The sequence below is a fragment of the Streptomyces sp. NPDC002623 genome (assembly GCF_053592635.1).
Genome location: NZ_JBSFWB010000049.1, coordinates 1 through 23,946 on the forward strand (window position 1 = coordinate 1; position 23,946 = coordinate 23,946).

Genomic DNA, 23,946 nt, shown 5'->3' on the forward strand with positions numbered 1-23,946 from the left:
GTCTTCGGCGCGTTCATGTTCGGCATGGTGCAGCAGGGCATCGTCTACGCCGGCTGGAACCCCGACTGGTTCAAGGCCTTCCTCGGCGTCATGCTGCTCGGCGCCGTCCTGATCAATCTGTGGGTCCAGCGCACAGCGACCCGGAGGTGAACGGAATGACAAGCATCAACGGATCCGGCACGCACGGCGCCGGCCTCGGCGACAGGGTGCGCGCGGGTCGAGCCGCCCTCGTGGAACTGTGCAACGCGGGCAAGGCGTACGGCAACATCCACGCCCTGCACGGCGTCGACCTCAGGGTTCATCCCGGCCAGGTCACCTGTGTCCTCGGCGACAACGGCGCCGGCAAGTCGACGCTCATCAAAATCATCTCGGGGCTGCACCAGCACACCGAGGGCGACTTCCTCGTCGACGGTGAACCGGTGCACTTCTCCACCCCGCGCCAGGCCCTGGACAAGGGCATCGCCACCGTCTACCAGGACCTCGCGACCGTGCCGCTGATGCCGGTGTGGCGCAACTTCTTCCTCGGCTCCGAGATGACCAAGGGCCCCTGGCCCGTGCGCCGCCTCGACATCGAGAAGATGAAGAAGACCGCCGACGACGAACTCCGTAACATGGGCATCGTGCTCGACGATCTCGACCAGCCCATCGGCACCCTCTCCGGTGGTCAGCGTCAGTGCGTGGCCATCGCCCGCGCCGTCTACTTCGGGGCGCGGGTGCTGATCCTGGACGAGCCCACCGCCGCGCTCGGCGTCAAGCAGTCCGGCGTGGTCCTGAAGTACATCGCCGCCGCCCGCGACCGCGGCCTCGGCGTCATCTTCATCACCCACAACCCGCACCACGCCTACATGGTCGGCGACCACTTCAGCGTCCTGCGCCTGGGCACCATGGAACTGTCCGCCGAACGCCACGAGATCACCCTCGAAGAGCTCACCAACCACATGGCCGGCGGTACCGAACTCGCCGCCCTCAAGCACGAGTTGGCCCAGGTCCGCGGTGTCGACGTGGAGGAACTCCCCGAAGCGGACGCCCTTCACGCCGGCGCTCCCCAGGCCGACTGACCCTCACCAGCACCGGAGACCTCACGAACATGCCACTTCAGCAAGCGCTGGGCGTTGCCGTCATCGGCACCGGCAAGATGGGCGCGGACCATGTGCGCAGACTCCACGACGTGATCAGCGGGGCACGCGTGACAGCAGTCGTCGACATCGAGGCGGAGCGCGCCAAGACGCTCGCGGACGCCATCGAGGGCTGCACGGCGTACACCGATCCCGCGGCGGCCATGGCGGCGCAGGACGTGGACGCCGTACTCATCGCCTCCCCGGGGCCCGCCCACGAGGCGGCCCTGCTCGAAGCACTCGGCCGTGACCTGCCGATCCTGTGCGAGAAGCCGCTCACCCCCGACGCGGCCTCCGCCCTGCGCGTCCTGGAGGCGGAGCAGCGGCTCGGGCACCGGCGCATCCAGGTGGGCTTCATGCGGCGGTACGACGCCGAATACATGAAGCTGAAGCGGCTCCTCGACAGCGGGGAGCTGGGCAGGGCGCTGATGCTGCACCATCGGCACCGGAACCTCTCCATGCCGCCGTGGTTCACCAACGAGATGCTCATCAACGACTCGGTGGTCCACGAGATGGACGTGACCCGCTGGCTCCTCGATCAGGAGATCACAGCGGTCACCGTGCACAAGCCGACCCCGACGTCACATGCTCCGGAAGGTATGAACGACCCTCAGTTCGTGCTCTTCGAAACCGAGTCGGGCGCCCTGGTCGACGTCGAGATCTTCGGGCACTGCGGCTACGGCTACCAGGTGCACGCCGAAGCGGTCTGCGAGCGGGGCACCGTACGCATCGGCGACGAGCCCGGGCCCCGAGTCAGCGCCGACGGCCGCTGGGGCGGACGTATCACGCCGGACTACGTCGAGCGCTTCGAGGGCGCCTACGACCGCGAGGTGCAGGGCTGGGTGGACGCCACCCGACGCGGCGAGGTCACCGGCCCCGGCGTCTGGGACGGCTACGCGGCCGCGGCCGTGTGCGAGGCGGGCGTGCTGTCCCAGCGGGAGGGGTGGCGCGTCGAGGTCGAGCTGATCGAGCGACCCGCTTTCTATCGGTAGACGGCACGCACAGCGGGAGAGGGCGGTACCGGTCCGGCACCGCCCTCTCCCGTTCGCTCTTCGCTATGCCGTGGCCGGAAGGACCGTACGCGGCCGGACCGGGAACCCGGCCGCCCGGTAGCACTCGTCGATGAGACGCATGGTCGTCAGTGCGTCGTCCGCGTCGAGAACCAGTGGCGCGTCATTGCGCAGACGTGCCGCGAAGGCCTCCAGTTGGTAGGTGTACGAGGACCGGCGGCCGAGCTCCTCGGTGCGCTCGCCGGCGGCCGTGCGCACCACCACGCGGTCGTCCAGGTGCGGCTGCACGAAGTTCGTCACCGTGGCCTCGCCCCGCGTGCCCACGACACGACAGCTCATCTGCCACTTGTCGTACGCCATATGGCAGTTGGCCGTGCCGGTGGCCCCGCCGGGAAACTCCAGATCGGCGTACAGCCACTCGTCGACGCCCGCGGCACCGGCCTTCTCGCCGCCGCGCGCGGCGACCAGCCGGGGCGCGCCGCCCGCCCAGGGCGCGAGCATGCGCTGGGCGTGCAGGCTGTAACACCCCAGGTCCATCAGCGCGCCGCCCGCCAGCGGCAGCGACCACCGTACGTCGCTGTCCGGCGGCGCGGGCATGGCGACCATGGTCTCGACGTGCCGGAGCTCGCCCAACTCCCCGCTGTCCAGCAGCTCGTGCAGGCGTCGGGTGACCGGGTGGAACAGATAGTGGAAGCCCTCCATGAACACCGTGCCCGCCTTGGCGACGGCCTCGTGGACCTCGGCCGCCTCCGCCGCGTCGCTCGCGGACGGCTTCTCGGTCAGGACGTGCTTGCCGGCCCGGAGGGCGGCCAGGTTCCACGGGCCGTGCAGGCTGTTGGCCAACGGGTTGTAGACGACCTCGATCTCCGGGTCGGCGATCAGGTCGGCGTAGGAGCCGGCCACCCGCTCCACGCCGTGTGCGGCGGCGAAGGCCTCGGCCCGGCCGCGGTCGCGGGCGGCCACCGCGACGAGGCGATGGCCGCCGGCCCGGGCCGGCCCGACGATCGACAGCTCGGCGATCCGGGCCGCGCCCAGGACGCCTATCCGCAGGGGTTCGGTCGTCATGCCTTATGTACCTCTTCGAGTCGTACGGGTCGGTGCTCGTGCAGCGACAGGGTGCGGGCCTCGGCGACGGGCTTCGTGAAGTCGTCGCCGCCGGGCCCGAGCCAGGTCCGTGATTCCACGGCGGTGGGAGACATCCGGGTCCTTTCGCAGTTCTTGCTTCTCTGCCAGTCTTGGGAACCCGAACCCATCATTCAATGCTCAGCAGGACATCAAAAGTCCATCACCGCTCCGAGGGAAACAGTCATGCGACACCCCTATCCGATCAGGGAAATCGCCCGCCAGGCCGGGTTGAGCACGGCCACGGTCGACCGGGTCCTCAACGACCGGGGCAATGTGCGGGAGAGCACGGTCAGGGAGGTGCAGGCAGCCATCAAGGACCTCGACCGACAGCAGACGCAGGTCCGCATCGGGGGCCGCACCTTCATGATCGACATCGTGATGCAGACGCCGGAGCGGTTCTCCACCGCCGTGCGCGAGGCGCTGGAGGCCGAGCTGCCCTCCCTGCACCCCGCCGTCGTGCGCTCACGCTTCCACTTCCGCGAGAGCTGCCCGGCCGCGGAGCTGATCGGAACCCTGGACAAGATCGCCAAGCGGGGTTCGCAGGGCGTGATCCTCAAAGCCCCCGACGTCCCGGAGATCGCCGCCGCGGTCGGCCGTCTGGTCGCGGCCGGCATCCCCGTCGTCACCCTGGTGACCGATCTGCCGCACAGTGCGCGCCTGGCCTACATCGGGATCGACAACCGCGCGGCCGGCGCCACCGCCGCCTACCTGCTCGGGCAGTGGCTCGGCAACCGGCCCGGCAATGTGCTCACCACCATCAGCCGGGGCTCCTTCCGCGGCGAGGAGGAGCGCGAGATGGGCTTCCGCAGCGAGATGCGCCTCGCGCACCCCGGGCGGTCTCTGGTGGAGGTCACCGACAGCGACGGCCTGGACGCCACTCAGCACGAGCTCGTCCTCGACGCGCTCAAACGCGACCCGGACATCGTCGCCGTCTACTCCGCGGGCGGCGGCAACCTCGCCACGCTCGACGCCTTCGACGCGCTGGGACGGGAGTGCGCGGTGTTCGTCGCGCACGACCTCGACCACGACAACACCCGGCTGCTGCGTGAACGCCGCCTGTCCGCGGTGCTCCATCACGACCTGCGCCAGGACGTGCGGCGGGCCTGTCAGACCATCATGCGGGCCAACAAGGCACTGCCCGACGACGGACCGACGCTCCCCTCGGCGATCCAGGTGGTCACCCCCTTCAACCTGCCGCCCGACTTCATGGGGTGACGCGGGAGCCGTGTCGGTGAGACGGGCTCACCGCCCTCCGTCGGAGAGCGACCCCCGGGCGTGGGACGTGAGGACCATGTAGGGAGCGATGTGGGCCTCCGCCGGAGCGGGGCCGTCGTCGCCCGGCGGGGGCATGGTGGGCAGGTCCACGGTGGGGGGCGGGAAGCCCGCGCCGGTGAGGAACGAGCGGTAGGCGTCCAGGGAGCGGTAGTGGCAGGCCGTGGTGATCCAGTCGCCGTCGAGCTGCCGTAGCGCGGTGGACACGGTGTCCCCGTCGGTGTGGACGGCGCCCGGCTCGCCGTAGCGGACGGTGGAGAACTCCCGCCCCGCGCCGGCCGGGTTGAGGTCCGCGAGGACGAACGGGGCGCCCGGGCGCAGGACCCGGTGGATCTCTCGGGTCAGGGCGGCCAGCCGCTTGTCGTCGGAGTCGGCGCAGTAGACCAGGCAGCACACGACCGCGTCGACGGAGGCGTCCGGGATCCAGGACAGGCTCTGGCCGTCGAAGAGCCGGTAGTCGACGCGGTGGTGCGGGCGGTCGGCGCGGGCGATGTCCAACATGTGCGACGACGGGTCGAGCCCCTGCACGCTCCACCCGTCGCTCTCGGCGAGAAACGCGGCGAGGGCCCCGGTGCCGCAGCCGACGTCCAGGGCGGTCGGGGCGGACGTGGAGGACCTGGAGGACCTGGAGGACTTGGCGGACGTCGCGGGACGGCCGAGGCGGCTCAGCGTGGTGGGAAAGATCAGCTGCCTGGCGAGGCGCATGTCGCGGTCGCGGTATGCGGCGGCCGCTGCCGGGGTGTCCCAGACGAGCGGGCGGTCGGGGGCGGTCAAGGGCGGGTGCCTCCGTCAGGTGCGGGCGCGGGTGCGGGTACCGGTGCGGGTACGGTACGGGCGCGGGTGGTGCCGGTGGTGTCGATGATCTCGATGTCCTCGTCGGTTCGGGGTCGTCGCGGCGGGTCCGCAGGAGCGCTTAGACGCACGCGGGGCGCAGAGGCGGGGCCTCCGCGCCGTCGGCCGCTGCCGTCAGCCGCTGGGGTCCTGGGGTGCGGCGGTGCTGCGGAGGCTGAGCGGGCCGTTCGGCGGGTCGCGTCAGGCCGGATACGCGTGGGTCTGTGTCGCCTTCACCGTCGCCCAGACGCGGGCGCCCGGGTGCAGGTCCAGTTCCGCCGCGGCGACGGTCGTCAGATCGGCGGCGAGGGGGAGTTCGCCGGTGAGGTCGGCGCGGATCTGGTCGCCGTGGGTCTCCAGTCCGGCGACCTCGCAACTCCAGAGGTTGCGGGCGCTGGAGCCGGTGGGCCGGTCGCGGTGGAGCGTCACCGCGCTGGGCGGGAAGGCGACGAACACGGGGCCCGTCAGAGGCTCGGTGGTGGTGACGGCGGGCCCGGTGTCGAGCAGGACCGTGTGGCCGTCCGCCCGCCCCCGGTAGAGGTTCAGGCCGACCAACTGCGCGATGTAGTCCGTGCGCGGGTGACGCGCGATGTCGGCAGGGGAGCCCTCCTGGACGACCCGGCCGTCCTCGACGACGACCAGCCGGTCGGCGAGCACCATCGCGTCGAGCGGGTCATGCGTGACGAGGACGGCGACCGCCTCGAACTCGGCCAGGTGGCGGCGGAGTTGGGCGCGGATCTCCAGCCGGGTGCGGGCGTCGAGGGCGGCGAGGGGCTCGTCGAGGAGGAGCAGCCGAGGGTGCGTGGCCAGGGCCCGGGCGAGGGCGACGCGCTGGGCCTGGCCGCCGGAGAGACGGCGTGGCTTGGCGTCGCCGTGGGCGGCCAGGCCCATGCGCTCCAGCCATGCGGCGGCCTGCGCCCGGGCCTCCGCCTTGCTCGCCCCCTGGCAGCGCGGGCCGAAGGCCACGTTGTCGATCGCGGACAGGTGCGGGAAGAGCAGGTAGTCCTGGAAGACGACGCCGACCGGGCGGGACTCCGGTGGCACACGGTCCAACGAGGTGCCGTCCAGGCGCAGATGACCGCCCGTCAGCGGGACCAGGCCGGCCAGCGCCCGCAGGGCGGTCGTCTTGCCGGCGCCGTTCGGGCCGAGCAGGGCGACGACATCACCGGGCGCGGCGGTCAACGCGACGTCGAGGCGGAAGTCGCCGCGCTCGACGACGAGACGGGCGTCCAGCCCCCCGGCGTCCACTCCTCCGGCGTCCAGCCCCTCGTCGGCCCCCTGCGCGGACTTCTCGGTGTGTGTCATCCGGCGGTCATCCAACGGTCGCGCAGCCCGGCCAACACCGCGATCGACACGGTCAGCAGTACCAGGCTGAGGGCGATCGCCGCCTCCGGGTCGCTCTGCAGCGCCAGATAGACGGCGAGGGGCATGGTCTGGGTACGGCCGGGGAAGTTGCCGGCGAAGGTGATCGTCGCGCCGAACTCGCCGAGCGCCCGCGCCCAGGCCAGCACGGCGCCCGCCGCGATGCCCGGCGCGATCAGCGGCAGCGTGACCCGGCGGAACGCGGTGAAGCGGGAGGCGCCCAGCGTCGCGGCCGCCTCCTCGTAACGGGGGTCGGCGGCCCGCAGGGTGCCCTCGACGCTGATCACCAGGAAGGGCATCGCCACGAAGGCCTCGGCCACGACCACCCCGGCCGTGGTGAAGGGAAGCGTGATCCCGAACCAGTCGTCCAGCCACTGCCCGACGATCCCGTTGCGGCCGAGCGCCATCAGCAGCGCCACACCGCCCACCACCGGAGGCAGGACGAGCGGCAGGGTGACGAGGGCGCGCACGAGACCGCGTCCGGGGAACTCGACCCGGGCCAGCAGCCACGCCAGCGGCACTCCGAGCACCAGGCTCACGGCGGTGGCGGCCGTGGCGCACACCAGCGACAGCTGGAGTGCCTGCCACACCTCCGTACTGGTCAGCTGCGCCGGCAGGCTGCGCCAGGGCGTGCGCACCAGCAGGGCGATCAGCGGCAGCACCAGGAACGTCAGCCCGAGCAGCGCGGGCACGAGCAGCGGAAGCGGGACGCCCCGGCCACTCGCGGGTCCACGTGCCCGGACACGTCCGCGCCGTGGCCCGCCCCTCAGGGTGTCGGCCACGGCGGCGGACTTGTCGTGCGGGGAGGTCACGGCTTCAGGAACCCGGCCTCGGTCAGGACCTGCTGTCCCTCGGCGGACTGCACCAGGGCGATGAACGCCTTGGCGGCCTCCGCGTTGGGGGCGTCCTTGAGGAGGGCGATGGGGTATTCGTTGATGGCGTCGGCCGACTCGGGGAAGTCCACGCCCTCCACCTTGTCACCGGCCGCGTGCACATCGGTCTTGTACACGACCGCCGCGTCGGCCTCCTTCAGCTCCACCTTCGTCAGGGCGGCCTTGACGTCCTGCTCGTAGGAGACGGGAGTCAGCTTCAGCTTGCCGGCGTCGAGAACCTTCTGGGCGGCGGCGCCGCACGGCACGGTCTTGTCGCACAGGACGACCTTCAGACCGGACTTGGTGAGGTCCTTCAGGGAGGCGATCTTGTCGGGGTTGCCCGGCAGGGTCGCGATCTCCAGCTGGTTGCGGACGAACGTGGCCGGCTCGGTGGCGTTGTCCTTCGCGTCCGTCACGATCTTCATCGTCTTGGGGCTGGCCGAGGCGAACACGTCCGCCGGGGCGCCGCCCGTGATGCTCGCGGCCAGCGAGTCACTGCCGCCGAAGCTGAAGGTGACCTTCGTGCCCGGGTTCGCCTTCTCGAACGCCGCGCCCAGCGCCGTGAAGCTCTCCTTCAGCGAGGCCGCCGCGAACACGGTCACCGTGCCGGACAGCTTCGGCGAGGAGGACGCGGACGCCGAGGAGCCCGACGTGGTGGAGGCCGAGTCGTCGGACGAGGAGCAGGCGCTCAGGGCGAGCAGCGCGGCGGCTCCCGCGGCGGCCGCCTGCAAGGTCCGGCGGGTCCGGCGCGTGGAACGGGTCATCACGGATCTACTCCCTATTTGCTGCGACCGAATCACTGCGACCGACCGTTCGGATACGTCGATCATAGTGCCGCAAATGCGAGGTGTAAGTCTCCTGTGGCATTGCATGAGCTGGATCACGGATTCATTGGCCTGGCATGTGCGTTTGTACGGTACGCCCGCCCGGGTACCGCCGTCCGGGAGGTGGAAGCCCGTGAGCCGGTCCCTCGCAGCCCCCGACCCGACCGTCGGCCCGGCGGCGGAAGTCGTTCGGCGGCCGGACTGCCGGTATTCGATTGCCCGCGAAGACCCCGGAACCGTACGTTCGCCACCATGGCTGATGATGAACCCACGCGCGCGGCGCGGCTGCTGGACGCCCAGTCGAAGGCCGTCCGGCTCTTCGCGGAGATCGAGACGCGCGGGCTGGTCGCGGCGGGCGAGGGAGAGCGGGCGGTCAGCGACCGCGTGCGGGACCTGGCGAACGAACTGTTCGGCACCACCCGGCACTGGCACAAGCGCATCGTGCGCTCCGGCCCCAACACGCTCAAGCCCTACCGGGAGAACCCGCCGGACCGGGTGATCGGCGCCGACGACATCGTGTTCGCCGACTTCGGGCCGATCTTCGAGGAGTACGAGGCCGACTTCGGGCGGACCTTCGTCCTGGGCGACGACCCGGTCAAGCACCGGCTGCGGGACGACCTGCCCGAGGTGTTCGCGGCCGGCCGGCGCTTCTTCGAGGCCGATCCGGGCATCACCGGCGCCGGTCTGCACGCCGAGGTGCAGCGGCTGGCCAAGGAGGCCGGGTGGGAGCTGGGCGGCTGGCACGCCGGACACCTGGTCGGCGAGTTCCCGCACGAGTGGATCGACGGCGCGGACACGGAGTCGTACATCACCCCCGCCAACGACACCCCGCTGCGCCGCACCGACAAGGCCGGCCGCCGTTGCCACTGGATCCTCGAGATCCACCTCGTCGACCCCGACCGAGGCTTCGGAGGCTTCTACGAGGAACTGCTCACCCTCGGCTGACCTGCGCGTCGTGCACCGGCGCCCACCCACACCCGGTCGGCGAACGCTGGGCCATGCGGCTGACTGGAGTGCGCCGTCCCGGGTAGATTCGCGATCTCGGGGTCTCGAAGGTCCGAACGGTCCGATACGGGGGGCGCAATGGGGGACAGGAACGCCGCCGTGCCCCGCGCCGGCTCCGCAGCGGATCGTGTCGTCCTGGTCAGCGGTGACGAGCAGGGCACCGGGGTGCTGATCGGCCCCCGGCACGTCCTGACCGCGGCCCATGTGCTGACCGGGCCGCCCAGAGCGCGGGTACGGCATCCGGAGGGCGTCAAGGATCTCCGGGCCAGGCCGCCCAAGCTCGTCCTCCTCGCCACCCGGCCACCGCGCACCGCCAGGATCATCCACCCGCGCAGTTCCGAGTGGGTGACCGGTGAGGTGCAGTGGATCGACACCGATCGAGACCTCGCTCTGCTGCGGACGCGCAACGAGGTGGCAGGGCAGGACTTTCTGCAGCCGCTGGGCCGGACCCGGCTGGGGCGGATCGCCACCTCGCAGCCCGTCGCCGACTGCCAGATCATCGGGTTTCCGGCCGTACAACGCGACCCGGTCAGTGCTGAGATCGAGTGCGACCAGTTCGAGGTCACCGTGCTGCCCCTGGCGAGCCGACTGCGGCCGGACGTCATGGTCTGCGAGTTCAATCGCCGGCCGGCGGCCGAGACGGACGGCCGCTCGTCCCCGCTCGCCGGGCTCTCGGGCGCCCCGGTCTTCGCCGGCGGGGTGCTGCTGGGGATCGTGACGAGGGTCCCCCGAGGGCGCGACCACATGCGGATCGAGACGGCTCCCGTCGAAACGGAGCACCTGACCGAGCAACTGCGGATGTCGGCAGGCGCCGAGACCGGGCTGCTCCTGCCGCGGCTGGAGGACGTCACCGAGACGCACCGCCGCGACGAGGAGTTCGAGCGGGAGTACCGGAAGGCGGTCAAGAACCGCTATCGCAAGATCGACATCATCGGTCTCGAGGAGCTCAGCGCCCATGAGTCCCGCTGGGACCTGGACACCGCCTACCTTCATCTGGAGGCGGAGAGCACTCGGCCGGCACATCCGTCGTCGGCGTCGCCGGACACTCCGTCCCGCCCCGGACGCGTCGACGAACTGCTCGCGCAGGCGGGACCGCATGTGCTGCTGCGAGGCGAAGCCGGCGCGGGCAAGACCACGCTCGTGTGGTGGCTGGCCTCGCACGCCGCCACGGGCACACTCGGCGGCAGCCTCGCACCGCTGAACGGACTGGTGCCGTTCGTCGTCCCCATGCGCAACCTCCGGGCCGGCGGACACGGCCTGCCCCGGCCGGGCGAACTCGACCGGGCCGCCCGACTGATGACGGACGACGCCCCGCCCGGCTGGGGCCGCCGGGTGCTGGCCGCCGGACGCGGGTTCCTGCTGGTCGACGGTCTCGACGAGGTACCGCGTGGCGACCGGGCGGCCGCCCGCCGATGGCTCGGCGATCTGCTGGCCGAGTACCCCGCACTGCACTGCCTCGTCACGGTGCGCCCGCTCGCCGTGGGGATGAACTGGCTCGGCCACGAGGGCTTCCGGGAGCTGCGCCTGCTGCCGATGCGGGACGCCGACATCCAGGCCTTCGTGCACGCCTGGCACGACGCCGCGCGCCTGGACCGGTCGGCGGCGGCAGAGGAGAGCGGACGGCTCGCCGAACTCGAAGCCGAACTCAAGGGAAAGTTCACCAGCACCCCGGCACTGCGCAACCTGGCCCGCACCCCCCTGCTGTGCGCCGTCATCTGCGCGCTGCACCGCCAGAGCGGCGACCTCCCGGCCAGCCGTCCGGAGCTGTACCTGGCGGCGCTGAAGATGCTGCTCGAAAAACGGGACGACGAGCGCGGGATCCCCGGCCCGGAGGGCGTCATCCTCCGCTGGCGGCAGCATCAGCTCCTGCTGCAGCGCATCGCCGTCTGGCTGGTGCGCAACGGCCAGTCCCAGCTGTCCCACGAACAGGCCGAGCGACAGCTGACCCCGGTGCTTCGGGGCATGGCCGAGGTGCCGTATCCCGTCGACGCCGTCCTGCGGCACATGCTCATCCGCAGCGGGGTGCTCGAAGAACGCACCCAGGACAGCATCCAGTTCATCCACCGCACCTTCCAGGACTTCCTCGCCGCACGGGAGTTCCTGGACAGCGAGTGTCTGCAGGAACTGCTGGGCCATGCCGCCCAGGAGGAGTGGCAGGACGTCGTCCTGCTCGCCGTCGGCCACGGCCGGACCACCGAGATCGAGCAGGTCGTCGACCGGCTGGTGGCCCAGGGGGACGCCCAAAACGGGCACCAGCGCTGGAATCTGCACCTTCTCGCCGCGAGTTGCGCGGCCGAGGCCGTCTTCCTTCCGCACGACAGACGCGAGGCCGTCGCGGAGCGCCTCAAGGCCTTCATGCCGCCCAAGGACGTGCTCCAGGCGACCGAAGTGGCCCGGCTGGGCGCCTATGTCCTGCCCATGCTCCCGGCCCCGGAGGGCCTGCCGGAGAGCGTGCAACTCCTCGTGGCCTCGACGCTGAGCAAGATCGGCACGGTCGGCTGCCTCCCGCTGGTGCGTGCGTACGCGGCCCGGCCGAGCAGGCCGCTGCGCCAGTTCCTGGCCTCGGCATGGGGGGACTTCCCGGCCGAGCCCTACGCGCGCGAGGTCCTGGCCGGCATGCGGCTGGACGACCTGGAGATCATGGTCGACCGCGACCACATGCTCGCCCCCCTGCACCACCTCGGACCGCTCACGAGTCTCGTCGTCGACGGAGCGTTCTCCGCGGCCCGGCTGGACTGGCAGCTGCCACGCACCCCGCTCGACCGGTTGGTCCTCACCGGCAACCCCGCCCTGACCGATCTGTCCTTCCTGCGCGGGCGCCCGGGGATCAAGCATCTGATCGTCGACTCCACCGCCCGGATCGTGGACGTCTGCGACCTCGCGGGCTGCGGCCTCACCACCCTCGGCCTGGACGCCTCGCTCCTGCTCCCCGAGGACCTCGAGGTCGTCGCCACGATGGACGGACTGCGCGAACTGCATCTGCAGGGGCTGCCGATCGGACTGTACGCACAGCTGCCACCGCCGAACCCGTCGGTGGCACGACTCTCGGTGTCGAGCCCGGACCTTCAACCGGACACCCTGCACCGGTGGACGGGCCTGCAAGGCCTCGCCGTGTGGCAGCCGACCCCGCTGAACGAACTCTTCGCCCAACTGGCGGCCCTGCCGAAGCTGTTCGCCCTCCAGCTCCCCCTCGCCGACCCCGGGGAAGAACTGCGCGGCCTTCCGGCACTGCCCAGGATCCGCGCCCTGAAGCTGCCCTCTCTCGTGAACGAGCCCGACCTCGACGGACTGACGACCACGTTCCCCTCGCTGCGCAGACTCACCCTCGATCTCCGGCTCGCCGCCGCCCCCGCAGTCGACCTGACACCCCTTCACGCACTCCCGGACCTGTGCGTGACGATCCTCGCCGACACGGAGCCGACGGTGCGCGAGCCGGGGCCGCTGGCCGGCCGGCTCCGTTGGCTGACCGCCGAGCCGAGTGATGCTCGGGCCGCGACAGCACCACCGCACTACCGTGTCATCGGCGCCGGCGCCCGACGACGAGGGGGAACCGATGACTTCGAGCACGCCTGAGACGCCTGACACGCCCGAGACGCCCGACGCCTTCTCCATCGGAGGCGAACACCGGGTGAGCCGGATCGGGTGGGGCGCCATGCGTCTGCCGACCGAGCCCGGCCCCGACCGGGACGCGGCAATCGAGGTGGCCCGGCGCGCCGTCGAGTCGGGTGTCACCCTGATCGACACCGCCCACCTCTACGGCTGGGGCGCCAATGAGGAACTCCTCGCCGAAGCCCTCCATCCGTACCCGGACCACCTGCTGATCACCACCAAGGTGGGGGTCGTCCGGTCCGACGGTCCCGAGGGCTGGGCCTACGACGCACGGCCGGACAGCCTGCGCGCGCAGGTCGAGCAGGGACTGCGCCGACTGCGGACCGAGCGCGTCGGCCTGCTCCAACTGCACCGGATCGATCCCGAGGTGCCACTGGCCGAACAGATCGGCGCGCTCCACGAACTCCGGCAGGAAGGGAAGATCGGCCATATCGGGCTGTCGGAGGTCACCGCCGCACAGCTGGCCGAGGCCCGGCGGACCGCCGAGATCGCGAGCGTGCAGAATCGCTACAACCTCTTCGACCGGGAGTACGAGCCGGTGCTGGAGGCCTGCGAGGCCGCCGGCATCGCCTTTCTCCCGTGGCGCCCGGTCGCCGCGGCTGCGACCGGACCGGCATCCGAGGTCGACGCCGTCGCCACCGAACTCGGCGCCACCGCTCCGCAGGTCCTGCTGGCCTGGCTGCTCGCCCGATCCCCGGTCCTGCTGCCGATCCCCGGCACGGCTTCCCTCGCCCATCTGAAGGAGAACCTGGCCGCGGCAGACCTCCGGTTGGACGAGTCCCGGCGCCGTCGCCTCGACCGCATCGCCCTCCCCGCCTGACACACCGACCGTTCAGAGCTGCTCGGGTCGCTCGGGCTGCTCGGGCTGCTCGGGTTGCCCAGGCTGTGCTGTCAGCCACCGGCGGTACGCCGACACCGCGGTGGGGAGCGTCGGGAACATGTGGTCGGCGCCCACCGCGTCCGCGAGGCCGTACGCCTTCAGATCGTCCAGGAGGTCCTGCTTCACCCGGGCGAGGGCGAACACGACGCCGCGTTCGGTCAGCTCGCGGCGTAGTTCGTCGACCGCGTCGAGGGCGGTGATGTCCACCTCCACGTTGGCCTCGGTGTTGAGGACGAACCAGCGCACGGGGTCGCTCTGTTCGTCGACGGCGGCCAGGGCGCGACGCCGGAAGTTCTCCGCGTTGGCGAAGAACAGCGGCGAGTCGTAGCGGTAGACGAGCAGACCGGGGATCGTACGGGCCTCGGGGTAGTCGTCGACGTCGTGCATGCCGGCCACCCCGGGGACCACGCCCTCGACCGCGTCGTGCGGACGGGCCACCCGGGTCAGCAGCTCGGCCACCGACAGACCGACCGCCACGATCACCCCGTACAGGATGTCCAGGGCGAGCACTCCGGCGAGGCAGCCGAGGGCGAGCAGCAGTTCCCGGCGGCGGAAGGACGCCAGCCGTCGGAAGCCCGCGAGGTCGATCATGCGGACCGCCGCGTAGACGACGAGCGCGCCGAGCACCGCGGCGGGTGTCCGCGCGAGCAGCGGGCTGAGGAAGAGCAGCACGCCGAGCACCACCGCCCCCGCCACCAGCGAGTACGCCTGGCTGCGGGCGCCCGCGGAGGAGGCCAGCGCGGTGCGACTGGCGCTGCTGCTCACCGGGAAGCCGTGCAGCGCCCCGGCGCCCAGGTTGGCCGCGCCCAGGGCGAGGAACTCCTGGTTGGCGTCCAGGCCGGCGCCGTCGTCGTCGGGGGCGGTGAACGCCCGCGCGGTCAGGATGAAGTCGGTGTAGGCGACCAGCAGCACCCCGAGCGCGGGCAGGACGAGCTGCGGCAGCTCGCTCAGGTCCGGGACGGCGAGACCGGGCAGGCCGGAGGGGACGTCGCCGATCACCTTGAGCCCGTAGCGGTCGTCGAGGTCGAAGACCACGACGGCGGTGGTGGCGAGGACGACCGCCACCAGCGGGCCGGGCACGACGCGCACGTAACGGGCCATCAGGAAGAGGAAGACGAGGGCGGTCGCGGAGAAGACGACGGTGGCCAGGTGCGCGTCCGGCAGGTGGGTGAGGAAGGACCACAGTTCGGGGAAGAACTCCGAGCCGGACTTCCTCACCCCGGTCAGTTTGGGCAGCTGGTCCGTCATCATGATGAAGGCCACACCCGCGAGATAGCCGATCAGGACGGGTCGGGAGAGCAGGTCCGCGAGGAAGCCCAGCCGCACCGCCCGGGCGATCAGACACAGCAACCCGACCGTGACCGCGAGGGCCGCCGCGAGCGACGCGTAGCGCCCGGGGTCCCCGGCCGCGAGCGGTGCGACCACGGTGGCCGTCATGAGGGCGGTGGTGGACTCGGGGCCGACCGACAGCAGACGCGAGGAGCCGAACAGCGTGTACAGCGCCAGCGCCGGGAGGATCGCCCACAGCCCGGCGACCGGCGGCAGCCCGGCCACCCCGGCGTAGGCCATGACCTGCGGCACGAGATACGCGGCCACGGTCACGCCGGCCAGCAGGTCGCCCGTGAGCCACGAACGCCGGTATCCCAGGAGCGCGGCGAGTCCGGGCATCAGCCGGCGCCACTCCGAGACCCGTCTGCCCGAGCCCTGCGACATCTGCCGCCTTCCGTCGTCCGGCCTCATGATCCAAAGGAAATCATGGCTAGGACCATGGCCGAGCACGAGCCCCGCGTACGTCAGCCGCTCAGAGGCTCGCCGCGTGGTCGGGGACGTAGGTCTGCAGATCGCGCGGCGGGCGTTCGTAGCCGGTCGACTCCGGACGCTTCGGCAGTTCGAGAACCGGCGGGGGCACGTCGAGATACGGCAGCGAGTGCAGCAGGTGGGCGATCGTGTTCAGCCGCGCCCGGCGCTTGTCGTCGCTCTCGACCACGAACCAGGGCGCCTCGGCGATGTCGGTGTGGACCAGCATCTCGTCCTTCGCCCGGGAGTAGGCCTCCCAGCGGGTGATCGACTCCAGGTCCATCGGCGACAGCTTCCAGCGCCGCAGCGGGTCCTCCAGCCGGCGCCGGAAGCGCTCCTGCTGCTCGGTGTCGCTCACCGAGAACCAGTACTTGCGCAACAGGATCCCGTCCTCCACCAGCATCCGTTCGAAGATCGGGCACTGCCGCAGGAACAGCTGGTACTCCTGCTTCGTGCAGAAGCCCATCACATGCTCGACCCCGGCCCGGTTGTACCAGGACCGGTCGAACAGCACGATCTCCCCGGCCGCGGGCAGATGCTCGACGTACCGCTGGAAGTACCACTGGCTGCGTTGCCGCTCGGTCGGCTTCGGCAGGGCCGCGATCCGTGCCACGCGCGGGTTGAGATGCTCGGCGACCCGTTTGATGGTGCCGCCCTTGCCCGCCGCGTCCCGCCCCTCGAAGACCACCACCAGCCGGGCGCCCGTCGCCCGCACCCACTCCTGCAGCTTCACCAACTCGGTCTGCAGGCGCAGCAGTTCCTTCTCGTACGGCTTGCGCGGCAGCTGCGCCGCCTCATTGCCGGCCATGCCGCCTCCACCATGTCAAGGTCGAACACCAGGACGCCACCGTACGTTCCGCCGACGACCTGCGCACCCTCGACGCGCACCGGCCCCCGCCGACGACCTCGCGATCGGCCGGCTCCCCTGCTGCCCCGCTCGGCTGCGACCGGTCGGAACCTCACGCGCCCCGAGCGCCCCGGCCGCCTCAACCCCCGGCGGCCGCACCCTCGTTGAGGAACGGGGCACGGCCCTGCCGTCCGCCGTCACCCGTGCCGGTGATGATCAGCGAGGCGGCCCCGGCGGCAGGCGACGCGCCGCCACCCTGGGGGGCATGCGCATGAGCCACCTCCTCGCCGTCGCGGCCCTCGCCGCCGCCCTGCTCACCGCGGGCTGCGTCGCCGTCCCCTCCCATGCCCCACCGCCCCCGGCCATGGCCCCGGCTGCCGCCCGTACGCCGTCCCGCGTCCCGGCGCCGAGCCAGGCGTCCGCCCGTGCCGCCCTGGTCGCCACGGCCCCCACCCGGGCGCCGAAACAGCACGCCGGGCAGGACCGCCCCGACGCCGGGCCGCGTTCCGCCGGGGCCGCCGTGACCCGGGCGCCGCGCGCGGACCCGCTGACGCGGCCGCGCACGCCGGTGCGCCGCGCACAGCCGCGGCCCGTCACACCTCCGCGAACCCGGCACCGACCCGCGGCTCCGGTCGCACCCCGCCGTCCGGCCGAACGCCCGAGCCCAGCCCGGCCACAGCCCTCCTACGACCTGGGCACCGTCTGCGGGTGGTCACACCGATCGCCCGTGCCACCCGCCGTCCGCGACCTCTGCGACACCTACGTGCGCGGCGACGAATAGGTGCGCCGGCACCCTGCCGACCACGAACGGCTCAGGTCGGCCAGTCCGCTCCCGACAACCGCCGGAACGCGACGACGGCGGCTTCCACGGTGGGGAAGAAGTGCCGCGGGTCGATGGTGCGGGTGAGTTCGTACCGTTCGATCTTGCGCCGCACGGGGTCCTTGAGTTCGGCGAACACGAGGTGGATGTGCTCGGCGTTGAGTTCCAGGTCGAGTTCCTCCAGAACGTCCGCCGCGGTCGTGTCCACGTCGGTCATCGGCTCCGCCGCGATCACGATCCAGCGCGGCCTCGGCTCCGTGCGCGCCAGCCGTCTGATCTCGTCGCGGAAGGCCTTGGCGTTGGCGAAGAAGAGCGGGGCGTCGAACCGGTGGATCACCAGGCCCGGGAGCTGTTCGGCGTGCGGGTAGGAGCGGATGTCGTGGTAGCCCTCCAGGTCCTTCACCCGTCCCAGCACGGTGTTGTACGGCCACCAGGCGCGCCGGAACACATTGAGGACGGACAGGGCCACGGCGATGGCGATCCCCTCCAGGACGCCGAGCAGGGCCACCCCCAGGAACGCGGCGAACGACAGCAGGAACTCCGTCCGGCGCTGTCGCCACAGCCGTACCGACCCCGGCAGGTCGGCCAGGGACAGCGAGGCGGTGATGACGACGGCGGCGAGGGCCGGCTGGGGAAGGTTGCGGAACATGCCGGGCGCCAGCACCAGCATGACGACGATGAGCGCGGCCCCGACGACTCCGGTGAGCTGGCTCCTGGCCCCCGCCCGTTCCGCCACCGCCGTGCGCGATCCGCTGGCGCTGACCGGGAAGCCCTGGAACAGGCCGGCCGCGAGGTTCGCCACGCCGACCGCGGTCATCTCCTGGTTGCCGTGTATCTCCCGCCCGCCGCGGGCCGCGAACGCCGACGCGTTGGAGATCGTGTCGGCCAGGGACACCAGGGCGATGCCCAGCGCACCGCCGAGCAGTGGCGCGAGATCGGAGAGGCGGACGTCGGGGATCGTGAACGGCGGGAAGCCCTCGGGGAGTTCGCCGACCAGGTTCACGCCGTGCTCGCCGAGGTCGAAGACCGCGGTCGCGGCGATCGCCAGGATCACCATCACGAGCACCGCGGGGACCTTCGGCAGCCACCGCTGGAGCACCAGGATCAGCAGGATCCCGCAGCCGCCGACCGTGGCGGCCGCCGGCACCGCGGCCCCGTCGGCGAGCTTCTGCACGAGACCGACGCACTCCCCGATCAGGTTGTCCGCGTCGACCTTGAATCCGAGGAGTTTGGGCAGCTGGCCGATCAGGATGGTGAGGGCCAGGCCGTTCATATAGCCGATCATCGTCGGTTTGGAGATCAGGTCGGCGATGAAGCCGAGCTTCGCCACCGAGGCCAGGATCATGATCGCCGCGACCATGACCGCGAGCACCGAGGCCAGGGCGATCGCCCGGTCGGGATCCCCGTCCGCCGCCACCAGGGGGAGCACGGTGGCGGCGATCATCGGCCCGAGCGAGGAGTCCGGGCCCAGCACCAGGATGCGCGACGGCCCGCACACGGCGTAGCCGAGCAGACAGAGGATCGTCGTGTACAGGCCGGTGATGGCCGGCAGACCCGCCAGCTCGGCGTACGCCATGCCCTGCGGCACCAGCAGCGTGGTCAGGACGATCCCCGCGATCAGGTCCTTGACCAGCCACTCGCGCCGGTACGACGACAGCGCACGGACCCCGGGGACGGCCCGGAGCCGGGACAGCACCCCGTGGCCGCCCCCCGACTCATCCGGCACTCATGCTCACCCGACCTCCACCGCCCGCTCTGCCGCCCCCGACCGTACGGCCCGCCGCGACCGCCTGGCCAGCAGCTTGCCCAGTTCCCACACGAGCAGCAGCGCGACGGCGCTCAGCAGGGCCCAGCCGAACTGCCGTGCGTCGATCTCGGTCGTCCCCAGGATCCGGCGGAAGCCGTCCAGCTGGGTCACCGCCACCGCGAGGACGAGTTGGGTCAGGGCCACCCAGTTCATCTGCCTGCTGTCGAAGGTGGCCGGCGTCAGCACGGACTCCGTCTCGCTGCGGCACTCGAACGCGGCCACGATCAGACAGAGCGCGAAGGCGGTGAACGCGATCGACTGACCGGTCTCGACGCTGTCGAAGTGGACCTGGCCGAGCTTGATCAGCCCGAGCAGCGCGCAGGTGATCGCCAGACCGCCCAGCCCGACCGTCACCAGCACGGACCGGGTGAGCACCGACTCCCCGCGCGGTCGCGGCCTGCGGCTCATGAGCCCGGGACTCTCCCGGTCGAAGCCGAGCGCGAAGCCGAAGGAGGCGTTGACCACGAAGTGGATCCACAGCACCTGCGGCGGGGTGAAGGGCTCACCCCCCGCGATGTTCAGCACGGTCGCCCCGAGGAACGTCAGCACGAAGGTGACCAGCAGAAGCAGCACGAACCGGATGTACTTGGTGAGGTTGTCGTAGATCGTCCGGCCCTGCTCCACGGCGTAGACGATGGTGGCGAAGTCGTCGTCGGAGAGGATCATGCGGCCGGCGTTCTTCGCCACGTCCGTGCCGCTGCCCATCGCGATGCCGATGTCGGCGGCCTTGATGGCGGGTGCGTCGTTGACGCCGTCCCCGGTCATCGCCACGACGTCGCCCTTCTTCTTGAGCGTGTCGGCGAGCAGCACCTTGTGCTCCGGCGCGACCCGCCCCACGACGCCGATGTCGTCGATGCGGGCCAGCCGCTCCGCCTCGCTCATCGCGGCGAAGTCGGCGCCGAGGACGGATTCGCCGGGGATGCCGATCTGCCGGGCGATCGCCGCCCCGGTGGTGACGTCGTCGCCCGTCACCAGACGGACCCGGATGTGCGCCGCCCGGGCGTCCGCGACGGCCTTCGTCGACTCGGCGCGGGGCGGATCGACCATGCCGACGAGACTGCTCATCCGCAGCTCGGTGACGTACGCGAGCAGGTCGCCGTCCGCGTCGAACCCGGCCGGGTCGAGGTCCCGGGTGGCCGCGGCCATCACCCGGCGTCCCTCGCCGCCCATCCGCTCGATCGCCGCCTCGGCGCGGCCCTGCAGACCGGCGTCCCACGGGACGGTCGCGCCGGCCGCCAGCGCGGTGGCGGCCCGCGCCAGCACCGCCGGCGCCGCGCCCTTGACGAAACAGCGCACGACGGGACGGCCGTCGGCGTCGCGCGTCGCATGGAAGGTGGCCATCAGCTTGTAGTCCGGGTCGAACGGCAGGGTCGCCAGCCGGGGGAGCGCCTCCCTGGTGGCGTCCGTGTCCAGCCCCGCCTTGTGGGCGAGCACCAGCAGCGCGCCCTCGGTCGGGTCGCCCACCACCTGGCCCTCCACCAGCTTCGCGTCGCTGGCCACGACATACGGCAGGATCGCGTCCTCGATGCCCACGGAGGACCCCGCGGCGTGGTGGACCTTCCCCGCCAGGCCGTAACCCGTGCCCGACACGGTGTACTTGTCGGTCGGACTGAGCACTTCGACGGCCGTCATCTGGTTCATCGTCAGGGTGCCGGTCTTGTCCGAGTTGATCGCCGAGGTGAACGCGAGCGTCTCGACCGACGGCAGTTCCTTCACGATGGCGTTCCGCTTCGCCAGGTTGAGGCTCCCGACGGAGAGGATCGCCTGGGTCACGGTCGGCAGGGCCTCGGGGATGGCCGCGATGGCCAGCGAGACCGCGCTGACGAACAGCGCGTCCCACGCCTCGTCCCGGCTGCGCCCCAGGACGAACATCACGATCATGGTGAGGGCGGCCGCCCCCGTGATCCACAGCGTCAGCGTGTCGAGCTCCTTGGTGAGCGGCGGCACCTCCTTCTCGGTGGCCGCCAGCATCCCGGAGATCTTGCCCAGCTCGGTGTCCGCGCCGATCGCGGTCACCACGAGCAGCCCGCTGCCATGGGTGACCGGGGTGTTCATGAACGCCGTGTTGATCCGGTCGCCCGGCGGCAGCCGCCCGCCGGCCGGCAGTGCGGCGGTGCCCTTCGCCGCGGGGACGCTCTCGCCGGTGAGCGCCGACTCGTCGATCTGCAGCGCACTGGCCTCGACGATGCGCCCGTCGGCCGGCACCTGGTCCCCGGCCGAGACGAGCACGATGTCGCCGACGACGAGCTGCTCCGCGGGGATCTCGGCCTCCGTGCCGTCCCTGCGCACCCGTGCCGTGGCCCTCATCATCGACTTCAGCGCGTTCATCGCGCTCTCGGCCTTGCCCTCCTGCCGCAGGCCGACGACGGCGTTCAACAGGGTCAGCACGAGGAGCAGGACCGCGGTGGTCCACTCCTGGATGAGCAGCGAGACCACCGCCGCGGCCACCAGGACGAGCTGCATATAGCTGCGGTACTGATCGAGGAACCGCCGCCAGGCCGGCGTCCGGCTCTCCTCCGGCAACGCGTTCGGGCCCTGCGCGGCGCGGAGTTCGGCGGCCCGCGCGGCGGTGAGGCCGACCGCGGGATCGACGCCGAGCGCCGCCGCGACCTCCGCCGGGGAACGCGCGTACCAGTCGTCGCCCTGCGAAGCCCGCCGCTGTACGCCCACGGAATCCGGCTGCACCGTCATCGCCCTGCCTCCGATCCTGGCCGGTCAGGTCCCTTCGCGGTCTCTAGCCGCGCTTTTTCTTGGCCGCCGGCCGATGCCGGGCCGCGTACGGGTCGGCCGGCAGACCCTCGGGAGCCTCCCGCTCCAGCCGTCGCTTCGCGGTGCGCAGGTCCTTGCGGGTCTCCTCGTCCACCTCCGGGTACCGGGGGTCGATGTCGATCAGGGTGTGCGCCAGGATCGCCGCCGTGCAGATCCGCGCGAACCACTTACGGTCCGCCGGCACCACGTACCAGGGCGCCCACTCCGTGCTCGTCGCCGACAGCATCCTGGAGAACGCGCGCTGGTAGTCGTCCCAGTACTGCCGCTCCCGGACGTCGGCGGCGGAGAACTTCCAGTTCTTCTCCGGCAGATCGAGCCGTTTCAGGAACCGGGTGCGCTGCTCCTCCTTCGACAGGTTCAGGAAGACCTTCACCACCTTGAACCCGTTGTCCGTGAGGTGGCGCTCCCAGTCGTTGATCTCCCGGTACCGCCGCTTCCAGACGCCCGATCCGCGCGCGTGGCCGGGCAGCCGCTGCCGCAGGAGAAGCTCGGGGTGCACACGCACCACGAGGACCTCCTCGTAGTGCGAGCGGTTGAAGATGGCGATCCCGCCGCGCTCGGGCAGCCGTTTCGCGTAACGCCACAGGAAGTCGTGGTCCAGTTCCTCGGCGGAGGGCACCTTGAAACTGCTCACCCGCACGCCCTGCGGATTCACGCCGCTCATCACATGACGGATCGTTCCGTCCTTGCCGCCGGCGTCGAGCGCCTGCAGACAGAGCAGCACACCGTAGGTGTCCTGGGCGGCGAGGCGTTGCTGGTACTCCGCCAGCAACTCGACCCCGGCCCGCAGCAGTTCGACCCCGTCCCGCTTCTTCATGCCGGCCCTGTCACGAGGGTCGAAGTCCCGGCCGAGTCGGACCTTCGACCCCGGCTCCACCCTCAGCGGCTCGATGAAGTCCGCGATCCGCTCGGCTCGTTCGTCACCGTGCACCGTCGCCGCCGTAGTACGACTCGGGCCGGTCCACGCACAGCGCCCAGATGATGAACCCGGACAGGGCGATCATCACGACCGACCACACGGGGTAGTACGGCAGGGAGAGGAAGTTGGCGATGATGATGAGTCCGGCGATGGCCACGCCCCCGATCCGGGCCCACAGGGCGGACTGGAACAGACCCAGGCTGACGATCACCGCGACCGCGCCCAGGGCCAGATGGAGCCAGCCCCAGCCGGTGAGGTCGAACCGGAAGACGTAGCTGGGCGTCGTGACGAAGACGTCGTCCTCGGCGATCCCCATGATCCCGCGGAAGATGTCCAGCACTCCGGCGATCATGAGCGTGACGGCGGCGAAGACCGTCAGGCCCTCGGCCCAGTGCCGCTTGGCTGCGTGCTGGTCGGTGTGTGCGTGCGTGGGCGATGTGGTCATGACCTTGCCTCGATTCGCTGTCCTCGGTGTCGTGGGGCGGCCGGCTCAGTGGCGTACCGGGGGGCCGTAGTCGCTCAGGACCAGCTCCTTGGCCCGCTGGAACTCCTCCTCCGTGATGTCGCCGTGGGCCTTGATCTCGGACAGTCTGGCGAGCTCGTCCACACTGCTGGACGGACCGCCGGAACCCTTGGCGGTCTCCCGGACGTAGTCGTCGAACTGCTTCTGCTGCTCCTGCGCCTGAGCGATCTCGCGGTGGCCCATGTTCTTCCCCCGGGCGATCACATAGACGAACACGCCCAGGAACGGCAGGACGATGCAGAACACCAGCCAGCCCGCCTTGGCCCAGCCGCTGAGGTCGTCGTCGCGGAAGACGTCGACGATGACCCGGAACAGCAGGACGAACCACATGATCCACAGGAAGAACACCAGCATCGTCCAGAAGGCGCCCAGCAGTGGAAAGTCATACGCGAGATACGTCTGCCCGCTCATCTCTCTCTCCTTCGTTCCGGGTCTGCGCCCGAAAGGCCGTTCCGGGCGAGCGCCCGTTCCGTGCCGTCTTCAGCGTGCACACGGCAATCGGCGGGTGCCTCACCCCCGGAGGGTGAGACTGACCGGAGGGTGAGGCGCGGCGGCTCGC

The 23,946-nt window shown here is 71.3% G+C and carries 20 protein-coding genes and 1 pseudogene; 8 read left to right on the forward strand and 13 right to left on the reverse strand.

Features of this window, described 5'->3' with window-relative positions:
• From ACWD4O_RS43630 to ACWD4O_RS43640, 3 genes and pseudogenes are all read left to right on the forward strand, one after another.
• Positions 1-150 (forward strand): annotated as a pseudogene (locus ACWD4O_RS43630) (ABC transporter permease); the annotation flags it as partial.
• 5 nt (positions 151-155) lie between these two features.
• Complete coding sequence (locus ACWD4O_RS43635) at positions 156-1,058, forward strand: ATP-binding cassette domain-containing protein (RefSeq protein WP_451288595.1); 903 nt, start codon at positions 156-158, stop codon at positions 1,056-1,058.
• 29 nt (positions 1,059-1,087) lie between these two features.
• Positions 1,088-2,107, forward strand: coding sequence for a Gfo/Idh/MocA family protein (locus ACWD4O_RS43640; RefSeq protein ID WP_451288596.1), 1,020 nt, complete (start codon positions 1,088-1,090; stop codon positions 2,105-2,107).
• A 63-nt stretch (positions 2,108-2,170) separates the two neighbouring features.
• On the opposite strand, the gene ACWD4O_RS43645 is transcribed toward ACWD4O_RS43640, so the two are convergent.
• A complete protein-coding gene (locus ACWD4O_RS43645) occupies positions 2,171-3,190 on the reverse strand; it encodes a Gfo/Idh/MocA family protein (RefSeq protein ID WP_451288597.1) in 1,020 nt (339 codons plus the stop codon).
• The gene (locus ACWD4O_RS43650; RefSeq protein ID WP_451288598.1) at positions 3,187-3,324 is read right to left on the reverse strand and encodes a hypothetical protein; all 138 of its coding nucleotides are present in this window, start codon (positions 3,322-3,324) and stop codon (positions 3,187-3,189) included. Before ACWD4O_RS43650 ends, ACWD4O_RS43645 begins: the two co-directional genes overlap by 4 nt.
• A 109-nt stretch (positions 3,325-3,433) precedes the next feature.
• Here ACWD4O_RS43650 and ACWD4O_RS43655 point away from each other — a divergent pair, with 109 nt between their 5' ends.
• Positions 3,434-4,465, forward strand: a complete 1,032-nt coding sequence (locus ACWD4O_RS43655) for a LacI family DNA-binding transcriptional regulator (protein ID WP_451288599.1) — start codon at positions 3,434-3,436, stop codon at positions 4,463-4,465.
• Positions 4,466-4,492: 27 nt separating this feature from the next.
• Here ACWD4O_RS43655 and ACWD4O_RS43660 read toward each other — a convergent pair whose 3' ends face one another.
• The 4 genes from ACWD4O_RS43660 to modA form a co-directional block, all read right to left on the reverse strand.
• Positions 4,493-5,296 carry a class I SAM-dependent methyltransferase gene (locus ACWD4O_RS43660; protein WP_451288600.1) on the reverse strand — a complete coding sequence of 268 codons (804 nt, stop codon included), beginning with the start codon at positions 5,294-5,296 and terminating at the stop codon, positions 4,493-4,495.
• A gap of 258 nt (positions 5,297-5,554) precedes the next feature.
• The gene (locus tag ACWD4O_RS43665; RefSeq protein ID WP_451288601.1) at positions 5,555-6,658 is read right to left on the reverse strand and encodes an ABC transporter ATP-binding protein; all 1,104 of its coding nucleotides are present in this window, start codon (positions 6,656-6,658) and stop codon (positions 5,555-5,557) included.
• Positions 6,655-7,527: a molybdate ABC transporter permease subunit gene (gene modB / locus ACWD4O_RS43670; RefSeq protein ID WP_451288602.1), complete on the reverse strand. Its 873-nt coding sequence runs from the start codon at positions 7,525-7,527 to the stop codon at positions 6,655-6,657. The genes ACWD4O_RS43665 and modB overlap by 4 nt, the downstream gene beginning before the upstream one ends.
• Positions 7,524-8,351 (reverse strand): molybdate ABC transporter substrate-binding protein, encoded by an 828-nt coding sequence (gene modA / locus ACWD4O_RS43675; protein ID WP_451288603.1) that lies wholly within the window; start codon positions 8,349-8,351, stop codon positions 7,524-7,526. The genes modB and modA overlap by 4 nt, the downstream gene beginning before the upstream one ends.
• A gap of 312 nt (positions 8,352-8,663) precedes the next feature.
• Between modA and ACWD4O_RS43680 the strand changes: the two genes are divergently transcribed.
• The 3 genes from ACWD4O_RS43680 (at position 8,664) to ACWD4O_RS43690 (ending at position 13,845) form a co-directional block, all read left to right on the forward strand.
• A complete protein-coding gene (locus ACWD4O_RS43680; RefSeq protein WP_451288604.1) occupies positions 8,664-9,356 on the forward strand; it encodes a M24 family metallopeptidase in 693 nt (230 codons plus the stop codon).
• A gap of 138 nt (positions 9,357-9,494) precedes the next feature.
• Positions 9,495-12,989: an NACHT domain-containing protein gene (locus ACWD4O_RS43685; RefSeq protein ID WP_451288605.1), complete on the forward strand. Its 3,495-nt coding sequence runs from the start codon at positions 9,495-9,497 to the stop codon at positions 12,987-12,989.
• Positions 12,970-13,845, forward strand: a complete 876-nt coding sequence (locus tag ACWD4O_RS43690; protein ID WP_451288606.1) for an aldo/keto reductase — start codon at positions 12,970-12,972, stop codon at positions 13,843-13,845. Before ACWD4O_RS43685 ends, ACWD4O_RS43690 begins: the two co-directional genes overlap by 20 nt.
• A 12-nt stretch (positions 13,846-13,857) precedes the next feature.
• On the opposite strand, the gene ACWD4O_RS43695 is transcribed toward ACWD4O_RS43690, so the two are convergent.
• Both ACWD4O_RS43695 and ppk2 read right to left on the reverse strand, forming a co-directional pair.
• A complete protein-coding gene (locus ACWD4O_RS43695) occupies positions 13,858-15,618 on the reverse strand; it encodes a SulP family inorganic anion transporter (RefSeq protein WP_451288607.1) in 1,761 nt (586 codons plus the stop codon).
• A gap of 88 nt (positions 15,619-15,706) precedes the next feature.
• The gene (gene ppk2, locus ACWD4O_RS43700) at positions 15,707-16,510 is read right to left on the reverse strand and encodes a polyphosphate kinase 2 (RefSeq protein ID WP_451288608.1); all 804 of its coding nucleotides are present in this window, start codon (positions 16,508-16,510) and stop codon (positions 15,707-15,709) included.
• Between the two features lie 304 nt (positions 16,511-16,814).
• Between ppk2 and ACWD4O_RS43705 the strand changes: the two genes are divergently transcribed.
• On the forward strand, positions 16,815-17,330 hold the full coding sequence (locus ACWD4O_RS43705) for a hypothetical protein (protein WP_451288609.1): 516 nt from the start codon (positions 16,815-16,817) through the stop codon (positions 17,328-17,330).
• A 31-nt stretch (positions 17,331-17,361) separates the two neighbouring features.
• Here ACWD4O_RS43705 and ACWD4O_RS43710 read toward each other — a convergent pair whose 3' ends face one another.
• From ACWD4O_RS43710 to ACWD4O_RS43730, 5 genes are read right to left on the reverse strand one after another with little or no spacing between them, the layout of a single operon-like run.
• Positions 17,362-19,095, reverse strand: a complete 1,734-nt coding sequence (locus ACWD4O_RS43710; RefSeq protein WP_451288610.1) for a SulP family inorganic anion transporter — start codon at positions 19,093-19,095, stop codon at positions 17,362-17,364.
• 6 nt (positions 19,096-19,101) lie between these two features.
• A complete protein-coding gene (locus tag ACWD4O_RS43715) occupies positions 19,102-21,867 on the reverse strand; it encodes a cation-translocating P-type ATPase (RefSeq protein ID WP_451288611.1) in 2,766 nt (921 codons plus the stop codon).
• A 43-nt stretch (positions 21,868-21,910) separates the two neighbouring features.
• Complete coding sequence (locus ACWD4O_RS43720; protein WP_451288612.1) at positions 21,911-22,876, reverse strand: polyphosphate kinase 2 family protein; 966 nt, start codon at positions 22,874-22,876, stop codon at positions 21,911-21,913.
• Positions 22,866-23,309, reverse strand: coding sequence for a DUF7144 family membrane protein (locus ACWD4O_RS43725; RefSeq protein WP_451288613.1), 444 nt, complete (start codon positions 23,307-23,309; stop codon positions 22,866-22,868). The genes ACWD4O_RS43720 and ACWD4O_RS43725 overlap by 11 nt, the downstream gene beginning before the upstream one ends.
• A 45-nt stretch (positions 23,310-23,354) precedes the next feature.
• A complete protein-coding gene (locus tag ACWD4O_RS43730) occupies positions 23,355-23,798 on the reverse strand; it encodes an SHOCT domain-containing protein (protein WP_451288614.1) in 444 nt (147 codons plus the stop codon).
• Between the last annotated feature and the right edge of the window lie 148 nt (positions 23,799-23,946).

Excerpts from the sequence above, each read along its gene's own strand:
- ACWD4O_RS43635 (WP_451288595.1), top strand. The coding sequence starts at position 156 with ATGACAAGCATCAACGGATCCGGCACGCACGGCGCCGGCCTCGGCGAC.
- ACWD4O_RS43640 (WP_451288596.1), top strand. The coding sequence starts at position 1,088 with ATGCCACTTCAGCAAGCGCTGGGCGTTGCCGTCATCGGCACCGGCAAG.
- ACWD4O_RS43645 (WP_451288597.1), bottom strand. The coding sequence starts at position 3,190 with ATGACGACCGAACCCCTGCGGATAGGCGTCCTGGGCGCGGCCCGGATC.
- ACWD4O_RS43650 (WP_451288598.1), bottom strand. The coding sequence starts at position 3,324 with ATGTCTCCCACCGCCGTGGAATCACGGACCTGGCTCGGGCCCGGCGGC.
- ACWD4O_RS43655 (WP_451288599.1), top strand. The coding sequence starts at position 3,434 with ATGCGACACCCCTATCCGATCAGGGAAATCGCCCGCCAGGCCGGGTTG.
- ACWD4O_RS43665 (WP_451288601.1), bottom strand. The coding sequence starts at position 6,658 with ATGACACACACCGAGAAGTCCGCGCAGGGGGCCGACGAGGGGCTGGAC.
- modA (WP_451288603.1), bottom strand. The coding sequence starts at position 8,351 with ATGACCCGTTCCACGCGCCGGACCCGCCGGACCTTGCAGGCGGCCGCC.
- ACWD4O_RS43680 (WP_451288604.1), top strand. The coding sequence starts at position 8,664 with ATGGCTGATGATGAACCCACGCGCGCGGCGCGGCTGCTGGACGCCCAG.
- ACWD4O_RS43685 (WP_451288605.1), top strand. The coding sequence starts at position 9,495 with ATGGGGGACAGGAACGCCGCCGTGCCCCGCGCCGGCTCCGCAGCGGAT.
- ACWD4O_RS43690 (WP_451288606.1), top strand. The coding sequence starts at position 12,970 with ATGACTTCGAGCACGCCTGAGACGCCTGACACGCCCGAGACGCCCGAC.
- ACWD4O_RS43695 (WP_451288607.1), bottom strand. The coding sequence starts at position 15,618 with ATGTCGCAGGGCTCGGGCAGACGGGTCTCGGAGTGGCGCCGGCTGATG.
- ppk2 (WP_451288608.1), bottom strand. The coding sequence starts at position 16,510 with ATGGCCGGCAATGAGGCGGCGCAGCTGCCGCGCAAGCCGTACGAGAAG.
- ACWD4O_RS43705 (WP_451288609.1), top strand. The coding sequence starts at position 16,815 with ATGCGCATGAGCCACCTCCTCGCCGTCGCGGCCCTCGCCGCCGCCCTG.
- ACWD4O_RS43715 (WP_451288611.1), bottom strand. The coding sequence starts at position 21,867 with ATGACGGTGCAGCCGGATTCCGTGGGCGTACAGCGGCGGGCTTCGCAG.
- ACWD4O_RS43725 (WP_451288613.1), bottom strand. The coding sequence starts at position 23,309 with ATGACCACATCGCCCACGCACGCACACACCGACCAGCACGCAGCCAAG.
- ACWD4O_RS43730 (WP_451288614.1), bottom strand. The coding sequence starts at position 23,798 with ATGAGCGGGCAGACGTATCTCGCGTATGACTTTCCACTGCTGGGCGCC.